General features: G+C 47.0%; 15 protein-coding genes. 7 read left to right on the top strand and 8 right to left on the bottom strand.

Annotated elements, in window-relative coordinates; translation table 11 throughout:
- Positions 1–6 precede the first annotated feature (6 nt).
- The 3 genes from ACUYLD_RS03260 to ACUYLD_RS03250 form a co-directional block, all read right to left on the bottom strand.
- Positions 7–1341 carry a DRTGG domain-containing protein gene (locus ACUYLD_RS03260; protein ID WP_069291593.1) on the bottom strand — a complete coding sequence of 445 codons (1335 nt, stop codon included), beginning with the start codon at positions 1339–1341 and terminating at the stop codon, positions 7–9.
- A gap of 203 nt (positions 1342–1544) precedes the next feature.
- Positions 1545–1826, bottom strand: coding sequence for a hypothetical protein (locus ACUYLD_RS03255; RefSeq protein ID WP_069291592.1), 282 nt, complete (start codon positions 1824–1826; stop codon positions 1545–1547).
- Positions 1827–1898: 72 nt separating this feature from the next.
- Positions 1899–2243 carry a YlbF family regulator gene (locus ACUYLD_RS03250; RefSeq protein ID WP_250261855.1) on the bottom strand — a complete coding sequence of 115 codons (345 nt, stop codon included), beginning with the start codon at positions 2241–2243 and terminating at the stop codon, positions 1899–1901.
- A 162-nt stretch (positions 2244–2405) separates the two neighbouring features.
- Between ACUYLD_RS03250 and ACUYLD_RS03245 the strand changes: the two genes are divergently transcribed.
- From ACUYLD_RS03245 to ACUYLD_RS03220, 6 genes are read left to right on the top strand one after another with little or no spacing between them, the layout of a single operon-like run.
- Entirely contained in the window at positions 2406–3776 is a 1371-nt protein-coding gene (locus ACUYLD_RS03245) for a YheC/YheD family endospore coat-associated protein (RefSeq protein ID WP_165175993.1), read from the top strand.
- Between the two features lie 43 nt (positions 3777–3819).
- Positions 3820–4974: a YheC/YheD family endospore coat-associated protein gene (locus ACUYLD_RS03240; RefSeq protein WP_446674404.1), complete on the top strand. Its 1155-nt coding sequence runs from the start codon at positions 3820–3822 to the stop codon at positions 4972–4974.
- Positions 4975–4986: 12 nt separating this feature from the next.
- On the top strand, positions 4987–6357 hold the full coding sequence (locus ACUYLD_RS03235) for a YheC/YheD family endospore coat-associated protein (protein WP_061831703.1): 1371 nt from the start codon (positions 4987–4989) through the stop codon (positions 6355–6357).
- Positions 6354–7463, top strand: a complete 1110-nt coding sequence (locus ACUYLD_RS03230) for a YheC/YheD family endospore coat-associated protein (RefSeq protein ID WP_446674403.1) — start codon at positions 6354–6356, stop codon at positions 7461–7463. The genes ACUYLD_RS03235 and ACUYLD_RS03230 overlap by 4 nt, the downstream gene beginning before the upstream one ends.
- Before the next feature lie 16 nt (positions 7464–7479).
- The gene (locus tag ACUYLD_RS03225; protein ID WP_069291587.1) at positions 7480–7995 is read left to right on the top strand and encodes a GNAT family N-acetyltransferase; all 516 of its coding nucleotides are present in this window, start codon (positions 7480–7482) and stop codon (positions 7993–7995) included.
- Positions 7977–9167 carry a YheC/YheD family endospore coat-associated protein gene (locus ACUYLD_RS03220; protein ID WP_061831700.1) on the top strand — a complete coding sequence of 397 codons (1191 nt, stop codon included), beginning with the start codon at positions 7977–7979 and terminating at the stop codon, positions 9165–9167. The genes ACUYLD_RS03225 and ACUYLD_RS03220 overlap by 19 nt, the downstream gene beginning before the upstream one ends.
- 102 nt (positions 9168–9269) lie before the next feature.
- Here ACUYLD_RS03220 and ACUYLD_RS03215 read toward each other — a convergent pair whose 3' ends face one another.
- The 3 genes from ACUYLD_RS03215 to ACUYLD_RS03205 all read right to left on the bottom strand — a co-directional run bounded on the left by ACUYLD_RS03215 (position 9270) and on the right by ACUYLD_RS03205 (position 13551).
- Positions 9270–9971, bottom strand: coding sequence for an HAD hydrolase-like protein (locus tag ACUYLD_RS03215; RefSeq protein ID WP_081112510.1), 702 nt, complete (start codon positions 9969–9971; stop codon positions 9270–9272).
- A gap of 84 nt (positions 9972–10055) precedes the next feature.
- The gene (locus ACUYLD_RS03210) at positions 10056–10718 is read right to left on the bottom strand and encodes a class I SAM-dependent methyltransferase (RefSeq protein ID WP_446674402.1); all 663 of its coding nucleotides are present in this window, start codon (positions 10716–10718) and stop codon (positions 10056–10058) included.
- A 25-nt stretch (positions 10719–10743) separates the two neighbouring features.
- On the bottom strand, positions 10744–13551 hold the full coding sequence (locus ACUYLD_RS03205) for a methyltransferase domain-containing protein (RefSeq protein ID WP_446674401.1): 2808 nt from the start codon (positions 13549–13551) through the stop codon (positions 10744–10746).
- A gap of 429 nt (positions 13552–13980) precedes the next feature.
- Here ACUYLD_RS03205 and ACUYLD_RS03200 point away from each other — a divergent pair, with 429 nt between their 5' ends.
- Entirely contained in the window at positions 13981–15057 is a 1077-nt protein-coding gene (locus ACUYLD_RS03200) for a glycosyltransferase (RefSeq protein WP_446674400.1), read from the top strand.
- A 175-nt stretch (positions 15058–15232) separates the two neighbouring features.
- On the opposite strand, the gene ACUYLD_RS03195 is transcribed toward ACUYLD_RS03200, so the two are convergent.
- On the bottom strand, positions 15233–16063 hold the full coding sequence (locus ACUYLD_RS03195; RefSeq protein WP_254349362.1) for a sugar phosphate isomerase/epimerase family protein: 831 nt from the start codon (positions 16061–16063) through the stop codon (positions 15233–15235).
- 32 nt (positions 16064–16095) lie between these two features.
- Positions 16096–17412: an anaerobic C4-dicarboxylate transporter family protein gene (locus ACUYLD_RS03190; RefSeq protein WP_250261862.1), complete on the bottom strand. Its 1317-nt coding sequence runs from the start codon at positions 17410–17412 to the stop codon at positions 16096–16098.
- Positions 17413–17480 lie beyond the last annotated feature (68 nt).

Genomic DNA, 17480 nt, shown 5'->3' with positions numbered 1-17480 from the left:
GGTAGACTAACCATGTTCAATGGATTGAAGTGTCATCACTGCTTTGCATACCAAATGGTTTTCCCGTGAAATTGCAATTTCTAGCTTGCAGGTGCGGCGACTCAGCTCGAGCAGCAACGGACGAAGAACGACAGCATCCTCTATCTGTACGGGTCTAATAAAATAAGTCGTCAAATTGTCCAGCACATAATCTTTGCCGGTCATGTCTCTAGCTGCCCGGTAGCCCGCTTGTGTCATCACGTTGACCAGTACGCCTTCCGAGATCGTACCTAAATTGGTCGCCATCTGCGGAATAATAAAACCGCGAAAAAATAACGATCCGTCCTCATTACGCTCTTCAGCAAACCCGTTCCAGATCAACTGGTCGAACGTCTCGCCAAGTTGTGGCTGCTTTTGGGCGTTACGCAGCGCCTCCAGCACCTCACGCCGTGTAACAGACCCAAGCAGCTTGCGGTTACGGTCCACGACCGGCAAATAATCTACACCTTCCCACGCCATCATTTGCGCGGCGGAAGCCAGCGAGGTCTGGTAGGTGACCGTTATCGGATTGCGGATCAGACATTTATCCATCGTATGCTCAGGTAGAAGCCCCTCCACATCTTTGCGGCTGACGATACCAATTAAACGATTCCATTCATCCACTATTGCAAAATGATGATGTCCGGTCGTCACCGAAAGTTCTTCAAACTCGGTAAGCGTGCTGTTGATTTTCAAGGTCAACGTTTTCGGTTTGCCTGCCGTAATGTCTTCAATCAGCATAATTTTCTTTTTGATCAAGCGGTCAAATATGGCTCTATTAATCATAGATGCCACTGTAAAAGTATCATGGCGTGAGGAAATGATCGGCAGACTAATCTGATCTGCGAGCTGCTTAACCTCTCGGCTCGTACCGAAGCCCCCTGTAATCAGCACACCTGCCCCCTGCTCCAATGCAAGTGAATGCGCATCCTCACGGTTACCTACGATCAGCAAACTACCTGCGTCAATATAACGGGCCATAGCTTCCTCGCGCATCGCTCCGATCACATACTTGTGCAAGGGCTTCTCCAGCCCCTCACTTCCGCCCAGCACATGTCCCTCTACAATATTTACGACATCTGCAAAGGTCAGCTGCTCGGACAAGCCGCGCGGTCGCTTCTCCACTCGTACTGTTCCGATCCGTTCCTTGGTAATGACGATTCCCAGGTTCTCGGCTTCCTTCACGGCCCGATAGGCCGTTCCTTCGCTGACACTCATTTCTTTAGCCAACCTGCGCACAGAAATTTTGGAGCCTATTTTCAACTGCTCGATATGTCGCAATAGCTGCTCATGCTTCGTAACTGTTTCATCTAGCCCGTCCAACTCTGTTACACCCCCAACGTTCAATCTGTATCATTCTGTATCTATTATAGCACAATATCCCTATATTTTAGACCCTTGTTCATTTTGAGTTCTCCGCTTCGCAAATAGTAAAAAAAGCGATCCCCTCTTTTACAAGGAATCGCTTCTTACTATGATTGATTTGCCATCTGGGAGGCAAGCCCAGGACAAGCTGAAAAAACTCACTACATGCTGCCTTTGTCAGCTTTTTTATCCCATTTCATCTGCCACTGCTGCATTTTGGCCCGCCGCACACGCTCCAGCGTTTTGCGCTTTTCCTCATCCACACCCAGCAAAAAATGCATATTTGCTCCGATGACTAGCAACGCAAAAAGTACCCATACCATTCCAAAGCCGTTGACCCAGTTCAAACCGCCTGCAAGCGAGATGCGTGGTAACGCGACCAAAACCATAGCCAATGCAATGAGTGTGTACAAACCGTGTTTCCATTTTTTGAAAGAACCCAATCGTATCCCTTCCTCTCCCTGTGACTCTATGTATCTAGTCTATGAGAGGACAGGAAGGAATATGAGACAAACTTACAGAGATGAACCGTACAAATGTTGAAGGCTGTCTGCAATAATTTTGTTAACGTCCTCAATAATCACGCTCAGGCGACGTTCAGCGTCGAACAGGCGACGGATGTTGAGGTTCAAGCTAAGTACCTCAAACAGCTTCTCCATCTTTTCCATCTCTTCCTGTGCTGGCATATCGCCGCTCATCATGCGTTGCTGTACTTCCATTTGGCGTTCACGGAAATCGTCGAGCATTTTCTTGGCTTCTGGATCGGTTTCGATCAGCTTCATCGCTGACGTAATTTCGTCTACCTCTTTGCTTTCCTTCAATGCTTTCGCTAAATCATGGGCTTTGTCATAGATGTTCATGATTGTTTATTCCTCCAATACAAGTTTAGTGTCAACATTTCACATTGTCCGTCAATCACCAAGGGATATATGTCCTCATATGATGAATCAGTGCTATTACAGCCCATTCACGTTTCCCGTTACTTTCAAGACATCAAGTTGCTGCCCGGAAGGAGATCCACGATGTCCATCAAAAAAACAACGATTCAAATCATCGGATCGGGCATCTTGCAGGATGACGTACTCATGGTCGGCGAGTCCCTGCTTCGCAAATGGAAAATATCCGCTGGCCACCCCGTTCAGCTCGCCTTCGGTTCGTTCCGCCAAGAGGTTACCGTCATATCGGTGCCCCGCTACAGCGGCCTACGTGTGGGAAGCGTGCTAGCCCGAAAAATGGGGCTTCATGCCAATTGTAATCTGCGAGTAACCTACAGCCGAGGTCGCCGGACACTTCGAGTGGGCCCACTTATTAGCGTGCTGGTCAGTCGGGACTATCCCGAACAGCCCGACAAGCCTTTCGGGTCGATCACCCTGTTCTGCCGTGAACTAGTCGGGGAATGCCGCAGACAAGGAGCATATGTGTATTTTTTCACCCCGGAGCATATCGGAAGTCAGCCCGGGCGAGTTCAGGGATGGGTGTATGACGGAGGCTGGAAAAAGACGGTCATGCCTGCCGGCGATGTCGTCAATAATCGTCTTACCTCCCGTAAACTCGAGAACAGAACTAGCGTACAGCATTTCATGAAAGAAGTAAAATCGCAGTACGGCACGACCATTTTTAACGAAAAGTTTCTGGATAAGAATGAAGTATTTGATGCGCTTAAATCCAATTCTTCCCTGCGCAAGTATTTACCCGAGTCCCACTTGCTGCAAACCTTTGCTGTTTTCAAAAAAATGTGCAACCAGTATCCCGCTGTTTTTCTCAAGCCAGTGCGCGGAAGCCTAGGTAAAGGCATAATGCGCATTAACAAACAAACGGATGGTACCTTTTCGGTGCTATCCACAACAGCGGGCACACCCCGCAAGCAAATGTATGCCAACGTCGATAAACTGTACAAAAGCTTAGCGGGAAAAATGAAAACAACACGCTTTCAACTCCAACAGGGACTTACCTTGATTGATCACGGTAAGCGTCCGGTCGACTTTCGTGCGCTTGTACAGAAAAATTCGTCTGGAACCTGGACCGTAACATCCATTGTCGCCCGGATCGCCGGAGGCAGCCACTTTGTGTCCAATCTGGCAAGAGGCGGCACGCTGAGTACAGTCAAGGAAGCACTTGCCAAAACCACGCTGCCCGCAACCGTTAAATCGAATGGGCATACCTCTCTCAAAACAGCAGCACTGGATATCGCAAGCGGAGTGGAAAAAGCGATTCCCGCCCATTTCGCAGAATTTGGTATAGATCTGGCAATAGACAGCACGGGGCGCATCTGGTTGCTGGAGGTCAATTCGAAGCCATCGAAGAATGACAACACGCCGTTAAATGATCAGAAGACTCGCCCGTCCGTAAAAAAAATGATTGAATACTGCTGTTATTCAGCCGGCTTCAAATGAATTCATCTCTTCCAGAGTCTGGCTGCCAAAGGAGCTGTTGTCGGTGTCTCTTGTTGTGCCAGGCACGCTGGGCGTGCTTGTTAGCCGGAATCAGGCCGCCACTCCCCCTATTACCGAAGCCGATTTTTGCCGCAGGCTAAGTCTGTTGGGCAGGCGCTCTGGTCTTAGCGTAATGGCGTTTACCGCCGAAGGAGTTTCACCTGAAGATCACTCCATACGAGGTTATGTTTACCGTAACGGAGTATGGACATCCGGCCGCTTTCCGTTGCCGGACATTGTGTATAACCGCTGTCTCCATGTTCACGAGAGCCAGAATGTCAGGCGCACACTGGAAGATATGGCGGAGCAAAAATCGCGCAAGCTCATCTACTGGTCGCGTAACTTACCTGGCAAATGGCAAGTGTATCGAGCTTTGCATGCGGTAGATAAAGTGCGTCCCTTTGTGCCGCCTACGGCGCCATACCGGGACACGATCCAGCTTGTGGAATGGCTACGACGCCATTCGGAGCTGTTTATGAAGCCACAGACCGGAACACATGGCAAGGGCACACTGTATCTCCGGCTGGCAGAAGGAGGCCTGGGACTACTTGTACAGGGTAGAGACTCCCGTAACCGCCCGTTCCGGCGCTTGTTTTCCGAATTGGATGCAGGATTGTCATGGGTCCACGGAATTGCACACAAACGCGCTTATATCGTGCAGCCTTATTTGAAATTAACAAGCCAAAGCAATCATCCCTTTGATGTTCGCGCACTCATGCAAAAGGATGGCAACGGCTATTGGCGCCTGACGGGCTTTGCCGTAAGAGAAGGCAGACAAGGAACTCTGACTTCTAATCTTCACGGTGGGGGCGAAGCCCATCCAGCTGAGCCTTACCTTCGTGAACAATTTGGCGCGGACACCACGCGTCTCATCATCGGGCAGATGATGGCGCTGTCCTTGACCATTACCAGGGCGCTGGAGGAACGTTATGGCCGCCTTGGCGAGTTGGGAATTGATTACGGTATTGACCGGAGCGGGAATATCTGGCTATTGGAGGTTAATTCCCGACCTGGCCGGGCCTCCTTTTTTCAGACCCGTCAGCCAGAGTGCGCTTTCCAGTCGGTCAACCGCCCGCTCGAATATGCTCGATATTTAATGACCCATTCCAAAGCGACAGGGCCAAAGGGCGCGGGCGCCTCCCTTGAACATACGGTATAGGAGGATAAACAGATGAGTTTAACGCATTGCAATGTGCATTTCTCACAGCAGCCCGACAAGGTGGCGTATATATCCACTTCCTTGTTGAAAAGCCTTAAATTATCCGGAGCCAAGTCCGTACGTCTGCGGCTCGGTAAGGATCAGATTCCCGCTACAGTAAAACCAATTCAGAAGGCGGGACGCCATCTATACTTGACCTCCGGCTTACGTAATGCAATCCGTGTTCCCAAAAGCGGGGCCATCTATTTGCGAAATCTGGATGGGGATATACAGCTAGGGCCGTTGATTGGCGTGCTGTCTGACGGTACCAACTCCACCACTCGCCCTTTCGGATCACGCACAGGCTTTATTAAGCAACTGCTGAAGGAAGGCAGCAAAAAATCTTATATTTTTGCCTTTACCCCTCGGGATATTAACTGGCAAAATGATACGATTAACGGCTATTTTCTGTCTTCCAGCGGGGAATTCACACGTAAACTTGTACCTCTGCCGGACGTAATTTATAATCGTTTGCCGAGCCGACGCTCTGATTTTTCCCCGGCGATCAATCAACTACGCGAACGCTTTTCCCGCAAACGAATTCCCTTCTTTAACTGGAGCTTTTTCAATAAGTCCGATATCTATAATCTGCTGGAAAATAATCCAGATGTTAACCGCTATGTTCCTGAATCATATATGAATCCCAGCTCTGAACGTATCCGAGGTATGTTGGAGCGACATCAATTTGCTTATTACAAGCCAAGTGGAGGTAGCCTCGGTAAAGGAATCTACCGCCTGTCCCATGTTCCCAAGCAAGGCTATTTTGTGAGGTACCGTAAGAAAAATAGCAATGTATTGCTAAAATTCACCTCTTTTAACTCCATGCTCAGGATGCTTCACTCCAATCAGGGACAGATGTTAAAGGGTTACGTCATTCAACAGGGTATCCAGCTGATCGAGATTGACAATTGCCCGATTGATTTCCGGTTTCACATGCATAAAAATGGAAATAATCAGTGGGTCGTCGTCGGCATTGGAGCCAAAAAAGCCGGACGCGGCAGTGTCACGACCCACATCAAAAACGGCGGCTCCCTTATGACACCTGAACAGGCGTTGAACCGGGTATTCGGAGACCGGGCGGGTGAAGTGCTTCAACGTGCCAAAAACGTAGCAGTCACGCTCGCAGAAGCCATTGAACACCATCACCAGCATCTACTGGGTGAAATCGGCTTTGATCTGGGTATTGATCAGGATGAAAAGGTATGGATGTTTGAAGCCAACTCCAAGCCAGGCCGATCCATTTTTCAGCATCCATCGTTGCGTGCGGAGGGTAAAGCATCCGTGGAGCATATTTTGGACCACTGTCTTTACCTCAGTAAATTCCGCAGAAAAGAGGAACTATGAATACCCGGGCGGAGCAAAAGCCAGTCGTTGCTGTATTGACAGTGCACGACGAAGAACAATTCTTCAAGGGCAATCAGCGCAATTTCAGGGATATTCTTGAAACGGGAACACGGATGGGCTATCAGGTGTACATTGTTACCGTCAGGGACCTGAAACTGGCAGACGAAACGGTTAAGGGCTACGTTTTCAACAAGAGCTTACAGACGTGGGAGGAACAGAATTTTCCACCTCCACAGGTCATTTATAATCGCATCCCCAATCGTAATTATGAACTTAAAACCTCTGTGCGCACAAAGTTGGATGAAATTTCACATGCCTCAGGCATTGAGCTGTACAATCCAGGCTTTTTTAACAAATGGGAACTGTTCAAGTGGTTGCGTACCTCGGAAACCACTAGTCAGCTTGTTCCGGCAACCAAACGGTTAAGCAACCTGTCTTCCTTAGGAAAAATGCTGTCTGCGTATCCATACCTGTATCTCAAACCGGAAAACGGTAAGGCCGGAAAAGGGATTATGATTCTTAAATTCCGCCCAGAACATCTAATGGCTTACAGACTGACCATTCAGCATGACAAAAAAAGTGTAACCTACAGATCTGTATCGCTATCCCGGCTATGGGGACGTATCCGCCGGGAAGCGGGCAACTCGCCTTATATCATTCAACAGGGTATCGATCTGGCAACCTATCAGAAAAAACCCTTCGACCTGCGTATCCTGGTACAAAAAAATATCCGTGGCTCCTGGAGTATAACCGGGGTCGGTGCCAGACTGGCGGGAAAAGGGAGCATTACCACACATGTCCCGCGTGGCGGGAGTGTAGAGGACCCGTTCAAGCTACTGTCCTCACTGTTTGGGCCTGAGGACAGCACGGATCTACTGAACAAAGTTAAAAGTACGGCCATACAGATTGCACGTCAAATTGAACGCGCATCCGGTCTTTCTCATGGCGAAATGTCCATGGATTTGGGCGTGGATACGCTCGGAACCCTCTGGTTTTTTGAGGCCAATGCCAAACCGATGAAATTTGACGAGCCGGAAATCCGCCAAAAGTCGCTTAGACGCATATTCCAGTACAGCTCCTTTTTGGCCGGACGAATGAAATCATGATCAAGGAAGTGGAATCATGCCGCAAATTAGCGATGTTCAACAATTGCCTGCCCGGAGCTGGCTGCTGAGACGACGACAGTTACTGTTTCTGGCCCGCAGCTCAGGGGGCATGCGCATTACTCGTAATGCTCTGCGGCAGTTGGCTGTTTTGACGCCGGAGCAATTGAACACCCCTGGTTCCTCCCTCCTGTGCGCATATGTGCGCACGGAGAAGGGGCTGCGGATTGCGGGATTTTCCCTCGCTCTGAATTACGGGAAGGATGCTTGCATCGTAATTGTTCGTCCGCTTTACCGGGGCCGCAGACTGGGCGCTAGACTGCTGTCCGCCCAGCTCAAACAGCTGCGCCGTCTGACGTGCAGCGTAGCCGCCGACAATATGGCCAGTCTCAAAACCTGTTTCCGCGCTGGACTGGTTGCGCATGAAATGACGACTGGACCGACCGGGAAACCCACGCTGATATTTCACGGGGAGTTATCCCAAGATAAGCAGACGGCAGAGGAAGGTGGAATGCTGTGCCAAAACCTGTCCTAGGCATCATGACCTTGTATTTAAACAACAAGAAGCAATTGGAGGAACGTGATATATATGAGCGCATGATTGCAGAAGGGAAAAGACTGGGACTGGATATGTATGTATTTACTCCAGCAGATGTCCATAAGGATCGCAGGCTGCTCCTTGCCCAAATCTATGATCCACATAGCGGAAAATGGAGCCGAAAGTGGCGAGAGTTCCCAGATATGATTTTCGACCGTTGCCGAGTACAGCGCAGTGAACGATATCGTCAGTTAAAGCAGTTTCGATTGCAGTATACAGACCTTGTATATTTAAACCGACCGCTGAGTAACAAGTGGGTCATTCATCAGCAGCTTGCGAGAAGGTCTGCCTTTCGCCCCCATTTGCCTGCAACAGAGCTGTTCAATGGATTTCATAGTGTAAAACGGATGCTCAAACAGAATTCATTAGTGTACCTCAAGCCGATTAACGGTACGGGAGGACGCGGCATTTTACGTATTGAGCCTGTTAACAAGCAAGGGGGCCTGTATCTGATTGAAGGCCGCAATCGCAAACGCCATATTATTCCCCAGCAGCGGGTACGTCTAGACCGTCTGGAGCCGCGTCTGAGCAGCTGGAACATGGATAACTACATTGTTCAGGAAGGCATTCCTGTGCAGTTGCCGAATGGCAGGGTCCATGATTACCGTATGCTGGTGCAGAAAAATAGCCAAGGAGTATGGGAGCTAACCGGATGCGCCGGGCGAATCGGGGCACATCGGAGTGTCACTTCCAACCTGCATGGTGGAGGCAAGGCGGTACCGATGAACCAATTGCTGACGCAATGGATTCGTGATGAGGGCCGTAGAGAGAAAATCATCAAGCAGGGGGAAAAACTCGGACTGGACATCGCTGCGTATCTGGAAGAAAGCTACGGGGCATTGTGCGAGCTTGCGCTCGATTTGGCAATTAATAAGGACGGTCATATATACGTGCTGGAAGTCAACCCGAAACCAGCCCGCGAGGTATTTTCACGTATTGGAGAAAAAGATACCTATCGCCGTTCTATCGCCAAGCCCATGGAATATGCCTTGTGGGTCTACCACACACAAATTAATCCAAAGCCTCAGACGGACTACAAAGCAGAAGATAAAACAGAAGATAAAGCAGAGAGTAAGACTGAGAATAAGACAAAGGAAGGCTCCGCGTAAAGTGGCTGCCTTCCTTTCTTTTTCGTCTGCCCGACAGTGCTAGCATGTTTTATTTATATGGTACGTCAAGCCTATTTATAACCATTAACCTGTGTTTCACAGTTACTCGGCGTTTTTATAAAGTGTAAGCAGTTGCGTAAAGTCCGTAATAATCGCATCAGACCCCTTCAACTCATCGTTCACGCCAAATCCAGCATAAGCACAACCGATCACCGTCTGTCCGTTCTTTTTGCCTGCTTCCACATCTGAGGAGCGATCTCCTACCATCCATACATTCGAAATATCGTGCTTGCTCAACAGGATTTCCAGCAAATTCACTTTGGAAAGCGTGCTGTACTCCCCAGCGCTGTACAGTCCTTCAAAAATGGGAACCATTTCATACGCAGCAGCGATCCCTTTTACATAATCCTCCAGCCCGTTGCTGGCTACGAACAATCGGACACCTTGCTCATGAAGGGACTGAAGTGTTTCTTTTACATGTGGATACAGGGCATGACTTCCGCTCTTCAATCCCTCCAGCTCCAGCTGAAGCAGCAGCTCGTCCGCTCTTCTGTGGGCCGCTTCGCTGGCTTCCGGCATCACTCTTCTCCAGATTTCATCCAGCAACATACCCAAACTATTCAAAATAAGCTCCTCGGGAGGAGTCTCTCCTTCATAAAGCCCTTCGGCGCGCAGCGTATCAAACAGCTTGTGGTACGCAGGAAGCAATAGCGTCTCCGTCTGAAAAAGTGTACCGTCCATATCAAATACCATAGCCTCAGGTTTCTTCAACACAGGTGCATTGTTCATGTAGTTATCAGTCATTCCTTTCCTATGTAGGTTTACAACTCTAACCCCTCTCATGATAAGCAATAAGAGAGGTCCGTGTAAACCTCATTGCGCATACCGCTAACTCTTATATTTTTTTAAAACAGTCCTAAAACAATGCAGACCGCCCCACATATCCGTGTGTAAAGCACCCCGTGGAAGCTTGATATCCACACCATTCCAATACGAAAATCCCGCCTGCTCTATCCATTGCTCCATCGCTGATAAGTCCACTGTAGGATAATCAAACGTCAGCAGAAGCATTCCGTCATCCCGTAAAGTCCGGTGAAATTCACGTAAGGCTGCCAAAGATTCATCAGGCGTTAAATGCTCCAGTACCGAGATACATACAATTTTGTCAAAACTGGCATCCTCATAGGGTAGAGCCGTCAGATTGGCATGTGCAGAGTGGAGACGAACTGGTAAAATCTCCTGAATGCGCTCGGCAGCCTCCTCTCCGATATCCCGCCGCACCTCGGCCAAAATGGCATCCACGGAAACGATCCGTATATCCAGATCGCAGGCATAGACCTGAGCGCAACGGCGGGCCAACTCAAATTTGAATGGATGAGGGATTCCACATGCTGCGTCCAGTACTGTGTCTTGCCCAGACATAAATTGGAGACACCACTCATACTCATAGGGGCGACTCCACCAGCTTTGGGGGAGTCTGTAAATCATGTTGGAGGAGTTGGGGTCAGAATATACAAAAAAGCGAGACAGATACGGATCAGACATGTTCATGGATACTGCCTCCTTTTGGGGATGACTAAATTACCCTTGCGACACAGCACAGTTCATGACCCCGTTTCTCGCCTTGAAGTTTGGCTAACAATCCCATTTGCTCCGTAAGGGTAAGCTCACCGTACAAAGGATGGGCTTGCAGCAAGGCATCTAAACCAGAGGGAAGCTGGCGGGTGAACAAAGCCACCGGGCGCAAGCCGGACTTTGCCAGTAAGAGCGCAAGCGTATGCTCAGAATAATGATACAAATGATCTTCCTCCGTAAATAAAGGCGAGTAAACGCCATAAGCCTCATTGGTGAACGAATTTTTGTTGGGCACCGTAATATAGATCGTTCCGTCAGGTTGAAGCTGTTCGCGTAAATCTGTCAAAAATGCAACTGGGTCCGCAATATGCTCCAGCACATGCCAGCATGCTACGGCCTCGTATTTGTGATCCAGTGGTAAATCAGTATCAGTATCTTCTTCTTCGGCTTCATTCAATTCCTGTATTTCATGTGCTTCTTGGGTTTGAGTATCTTCTTCGGCTTCATCGCCCCAGTAACCCGGCAATAAATCCACGTCATATTTGTATTTGGCGTAAGCACGCGAGTCTATGGAAGGTTCAATGCCCACTGCATCCCAGCCGGCTTGAAGGGCAGCATGGATAAATTCTCCGGTACCTGATCCAATCTCAAGCAATTTTCCTTTACCGGTACTGAACATATCCAGCAGCATGAGTCCAAAAAGGGTATGATCTCCATAAGTTGACGCTGCTGCACTATCCCGCATAGCAACCCATTTGGCATTATAAATCTCTGCAATCATATCTTCTGGGCGTATATGATCCACATCATTACGAAAAACCAATCCGCAGGAACCGCATCCCATCAAGGTAAAGCGTTCATAGCTATGAAACACTGCCGTGTCAGATGAGCCACACAGTTTGCATTTACTATAAAGTAAGTCCTTGGTTTCACTTTTTATTTGCAGATCGGAATTATCAATAACCTGAACACTCGAAATCTCGGCAACATCCATGTCGTTTACCTGGTGGGCAGCTTCATATTCTGGTGTAGTTTCTTTTTCTACATTTATGTTGTCCTGATCCACCCAGAGCGTGAGTCGGGGGTTCGGGTCCAAAATAGATTCATATTGCTCTTTCCAGCCATAACGAGCACTTGGATCAAGCAACTGGTAACGCTGAAATTTGGCCATGCGAATAGCAGGTGTATACCATCCCCAATGCTGGATGCGGTAGTTGCTGATTTCACTGGGAAGGTTAAGCACATTTTCGGGAAATCTCCCACAGTGCAAGGACTGCTCCTTCCATTTATAAGAGAACCCTTCCTTATACCGAATCAAAAATGGACGGTAATACCGATGAGCCTGCCAATAATCATCATCACGGTAATGCGTGGAAGACCACATATCAAACAACCTGAAACAAATCGTATCGGCTTTCGTTCCCGCTAACAACGAATGTACCCCTTGAGCAAAACGGGATTCGAACATTTCGTCAGCGTCCATGTTTAATATCCATTCGGGAGAGGAAGCCAACGTCTCTCTCCACTGCTGCTTACGCAGCTCTAATTCATTGGTAAAAGAAGCTGTTTCATTGCGTATTAAACGCAGTGGGATTCCCTTTAGAATCTCACGGCACAACTCTCCGCTATCATCCTGACTACCATCATCAATAATGACCGCTTCATCAATATATTCCCGATGACTCCGCAGCACGTCAATGAGCTTGCGATCTGCCTCATTGTATACCGTCATAGTCAGCGTCAATTTGGGTTTGGAGACAGGCGGCGTATGAAGTTCACTTTGTCGTGGACCAGAGAATGTTTGTGGTACAGTAAAAGAATCTGCAGTGTACTTGGCAAAGACAGCTGACTCACGGAGATCATACGGTATAACAGGAGGTTCAGGGAACTTAGAGGGACTTGATGATGCAGAACGATTGAAGGCAGGAGAGTTAGTAGAAGTATCGGAGTAATCCAGATATGCTAAATGTTCTGAATGGTCCGTATGAACACCACTCGTTGTAAAATACTTTAGGGCGAGTAGTAGCTGCTCTGCTTTCATTCTGTCCGCTTCCCGGTACAGATGCATCGCCGGATAGTGTGTATCCACAAAAAGTGGAAATCCATATGCAGCTGCTCGAATACAAAAATGTCGATCTTCTCCCCAATAGGAAACGTTTTTGATTTTACCAAAGTGAATCCCTGCTTCCAGTGCACGTCTGCGGATTAGGGTGCAAGCGCCTAGACCACCCACCTCGTACAAACCAGGAACATGCAATTGGTGTATGAAATGCAACTCGCGTTGCGCTCTCTCCTCTGCCGACAACACTTCGCCTTCTTCACGATGGAACAAATTATATTCATCACTAACCCACACCTGAGGCAATAGAGGCCCCTCCGGCTGCCAGCGTGTCCAGAAAATCTCAGATACAATATCCTTCTCCGCCTCCACCAGCTTACATAAGGTACGGGAATGGAGAATCAGGTCAGAATCGACCAAAAACAGCGCGTCATAATTATGCTGAAGTGCATAATCAATAAGACGATTTTTAAAGCCAGCCACTTTCCAGACGAGGGCAGGCGGCCAATAATGAGTGTGCTCATCACTTCGGTTCTCTACTTGCTGTGAGCCTGTCAACAAGGGTAAAACCCTGCCCGGCAGCCGATTGGAAAAATCGGCAAGCCATTGGCTTGAAGTCGGATTGTCATTATCATCGACAAATAAATAATCCGGCAGCACATCAGGTGCCTCCAGTCGCTCCAAAGCTTGAAGAAATAAAGACAATATTTCCGGCTTCTGGTGCACCGGGCTACCGATTAGTATACGCATGATTCAACGCCTCCATCAGGTAGAAGCCTCATAAACCGTTCTCCCTCCATGCCCTAAGACATACCATAATTGCGACCAAGCGATATGGGAGTGAAGTAGTATGAATGGACTTACACCTGGAAATATCAATGAAAACGACATCCATACAAAAATACAATCTTACCCTCCAGTTAACTGCCTTTTTTCTGTTACCGGTTTTCTAACTACATTTAGCCATCAAATTTATTTCCCGGTCGCACTTGATAATATCGAATTTTGCACAATCTCCTCCTCTTCATATCAGACTTTGATTTTCTAATTTATTAGAGCAAGATTGAATTTATGATCATCACACATCCTCTAAACGATCCATAGGAATTACTACATAATGAGCAAGCTATCCTAATAAAATGGAGATTATACCAAGTTTTTTGGGGGGGGACAAAGAGCATGGTAACTGTCAGCTTATGTATGATTGTCAAAAATGAAGAAGAAGCCCTTCATACCTGTCTGAAATCAGTCCATGACCTAGTAGATGAAATCATTATCGTTGATACTGGTTCTACCGACAGAACCCAAGAGGTCGCTGCATCGTTCAATGCTCGGGTATACAATTTTGAATGGTGCGATGATTTCTCCGCAGCCCGCAATTATGCGTTTGATCAGGCAACACAGGAATATCAATTTTGGCTGGATGCTGATGACATCCTAGAGGAGCAAGATCGACTGGCATTTCTCGACTGGAAAAAACAAGCCACCGTCTCGTATGACAGCATTACGATGGATTATGTACTATCTGTAGATGAACAGGGGCAGCCGCTGCATAAGCTCAAAAGAAACCGAATGGTGCGGCGTGATCGTAGATTCAGATGGATCGGCTTTGTGCACGAATTCCTGAATGTGACTGGCAGCACCTTTCACAGCGATATGGCAGTGACTCATAAAAAGACACGTGCCTACACTGACCGTAATTTACATATTTATCTCCAGCACCGGGAGAAAGGCACTGCATTTTCTGAGCGAGATCACTATTACTTCGCTAATGAACTATATGATAACGGACGCATACTAGAAGCCATCCAGCAGTACGAACACTATCTGGGGCTCAATCAAGGATGGATTGAGGATCGGATTGCTGCTTGCTTTAAGCTAGCAGATTGCTACGCCCACCAGGGTCAAAAACAGGAGCAGCGTATGGCACTGCTTCGCACACTCAACCTCGATGTACCACGCGCCCAGTTCTGCTGTGCCTTTGGCAATTTGTTCATTGAAGATGAGCAGTATACTCAAGCCATTTACTGGTTTCGTCAGGCGACGCTGATCGAGCCCCCACAAGATGTGATGGCCTTAACCAATTCGTCGTACTATACCTGGTTTCCACACTTGCAATTATGCCTGTGTTACGACCGAATCGGCGACATTGAAAAGGCAAAATCGCATCATCGCATAGCTCAGTTGCACCATCCTACTCATCCAAGTGTTTTATATAACGAGCAATATTTTGCACAGCTAGAGCAACAGAAATAAGGAAGACGAACACTGGCTAAGGGCAGGGACTTGCCAGTTCCCGTTCGGGATTTCCCACTCTGGAATTAACACCCATGCTAGGCGTACTTAAGAAAGTCGATTCCTCCTATAGGGAATCGACTTTCTTGATTTAAAATTCGTGATATAAAATAGTAGAAAGTCGCTCCTCTTTCAATCATTCCAGGTGTTTTTCGAACCACGTGAGCGAATCCCTTAGGGCTTTTTCTGGATTCATAACATACCTTCTATCCAATAATTCCAGACCTAGATATCCCTTATAATCTATATTGTTAAGCTCCTTTAACACTTCCGCCATTGCTAATTGGCCTTCTCCGGGAACCAGATGTCCTCCAGGATTACCATCCACAAAATGTACATGCATTAAATTATTTCCCAGTTCCCTTATAAAATCATGAATGGTATCCTTTCCTGTAGTTTCCATCACATCTGTATCCGCTAAACCTTTTAAATAAGGACTCCCAACTTCTTTTATCATCTTGGAAATGTGCTCGACTCTATTAAACACCTGTGTAGTAAAAGAGGTAAAAGCCTCCATAGGAAGGTAAATCCCCTCTTTTTCTGCTGTTTTACAGATTTCGCCTAAAGATTCTCTGCACCATTTCCACATTTCTGTCTCATCAACATCCAAGTATGCGATGCCTGTGGTCACTAACACTTTGTCACATTCCAGCAAAGATGCAGCTTCAATATGCCGGCAAAAAAACTCAACACTTCTCTTTCTATACTCTGGATCAGGATGACTGATGCTTACCGGGTAGACATACTGCTCAGGGGTAAAGCAGATCGTCTTTAACCCTCTTTCTTTTACTTTTTTATTTAATTTTTTTATATCCTGATACGTCAGATAGTCTAAATGGAGATGTGGACCTGAAGCCCACAATTCAATATTATGGAATCCTAGCCTTGCAACAGATTCTAAAAAATACTCCAAAGAATATCTTTTATAATGATAGTTTGCAGCCGCAACTTGTGATATCTGTACCATAATAATTAGATACCTCCTTTTTACACGACGCTCTATATTAAAACGCTTCCAATTAAAGTAGCTAATATTACAGATAAAATAATATTAATCATTCCAGGTATCATAAAACTGTGGTTCAATACATATTTACCAATTTTAGTCGTACCCGCTGTATCAAAAGATATGGCAGCAAGGCACTGAGCAGATACTGGTAAAAAGAAGTTCGCATTTACAGCCATCCACGCTCCAATTATGATGTAGGTAGGCAGATCAAGGGCAATAGCAATAGGTATCATAATTAATGTCGTGACACCTTGACTCGTAGTTAAAGCAGCAACGATAAACATGATAACGGCAAGCATCCACGGATGGCTATTTACAATCGTAGCAACATGATCTTGGATAAAAGCGGTTTGTCCGTTTATAAAGGTACTGCTCATCCAGGCTAACCCAAAGGCACAGACCATAGCCAGCGCCCCTGCCCTGAATATGGGTCCGTTAAGAATTGTTTCAATCGTCGGGCGGCATACGATAATAATCATAGTAGCGCAAACTAGCATAATCATTTCAATGGTATGCGGCATTGATAGACTAGTAACCTCTCCATTTAGCTCCCAGGATGGACGCAGTTGAGTAAACATGCCCATAATAACAATGGCTAAAACTCCCATCAAAAAGATAACAACAGCGGCTTTCGCTCCTTTTGAAGTTTCTTTTTTCTCAGCCTTCTTTTCTGATTTTTCAATTAAGCCTTCTGCCAATCTATGCAAATATTCCGAATCTTCAGACAATTCTTTCCCTTTACGCAACGTGCACACCGCACTTGTAATGACACCTAAGAGTGTAGCAGGTATGGAAATGACCAATATGGTCCCCAAACTTACTCCAAGGGGTGACATAAATCCAATCATAGCAGCAGTGGCCGCTGAAACCGGTGAGCAAGTTATTGCCTGCTGGGAAGCGATGATACTATTTGAAATGGGTCTTTCCGGTCTGATATCATTATCAATGGCAAGCTTATTGATAATAGGCAATAAACTATATACGACATGCCCGGTTCCTGATAAGAAGGTAAATAACCAGGATATGATTGGAGCTATTATTGTAATATTCTTAGGTGACTTACTAAGCATTTTCTCTGCAATCTGGACGAGTAAGTTAAGTCCACCTGAAGACTGCAGCGCAGAGGCAGCCAATACAACCGCTAAAATGATCAGCATTACATCAATGGGAGGGGCCGCTGGTTGGACATGAAAGATAAATACAAAAATCGCTACGCCCACTCCACCGAGCAAGCCCATAAAAACATCGCCAACTCTAGCGCCGAAGAAAATGAGTAAAAAGATGATCAATAGCTCAAACCAAAACATAAGAATTCTCCCTTTTTTTGATTTTACGAACTTTACCGATCTTTCATTATCTACAAGGGCGTAGCCGC

It is taken from the genome of Paenibacillus sp. SER-28 (genome assembly GCF_052906305.1).
Note: the sequence above shows the minus strand (reverse complement) of the source record. Positions and strands in the feature narration are given on the sequence as shown.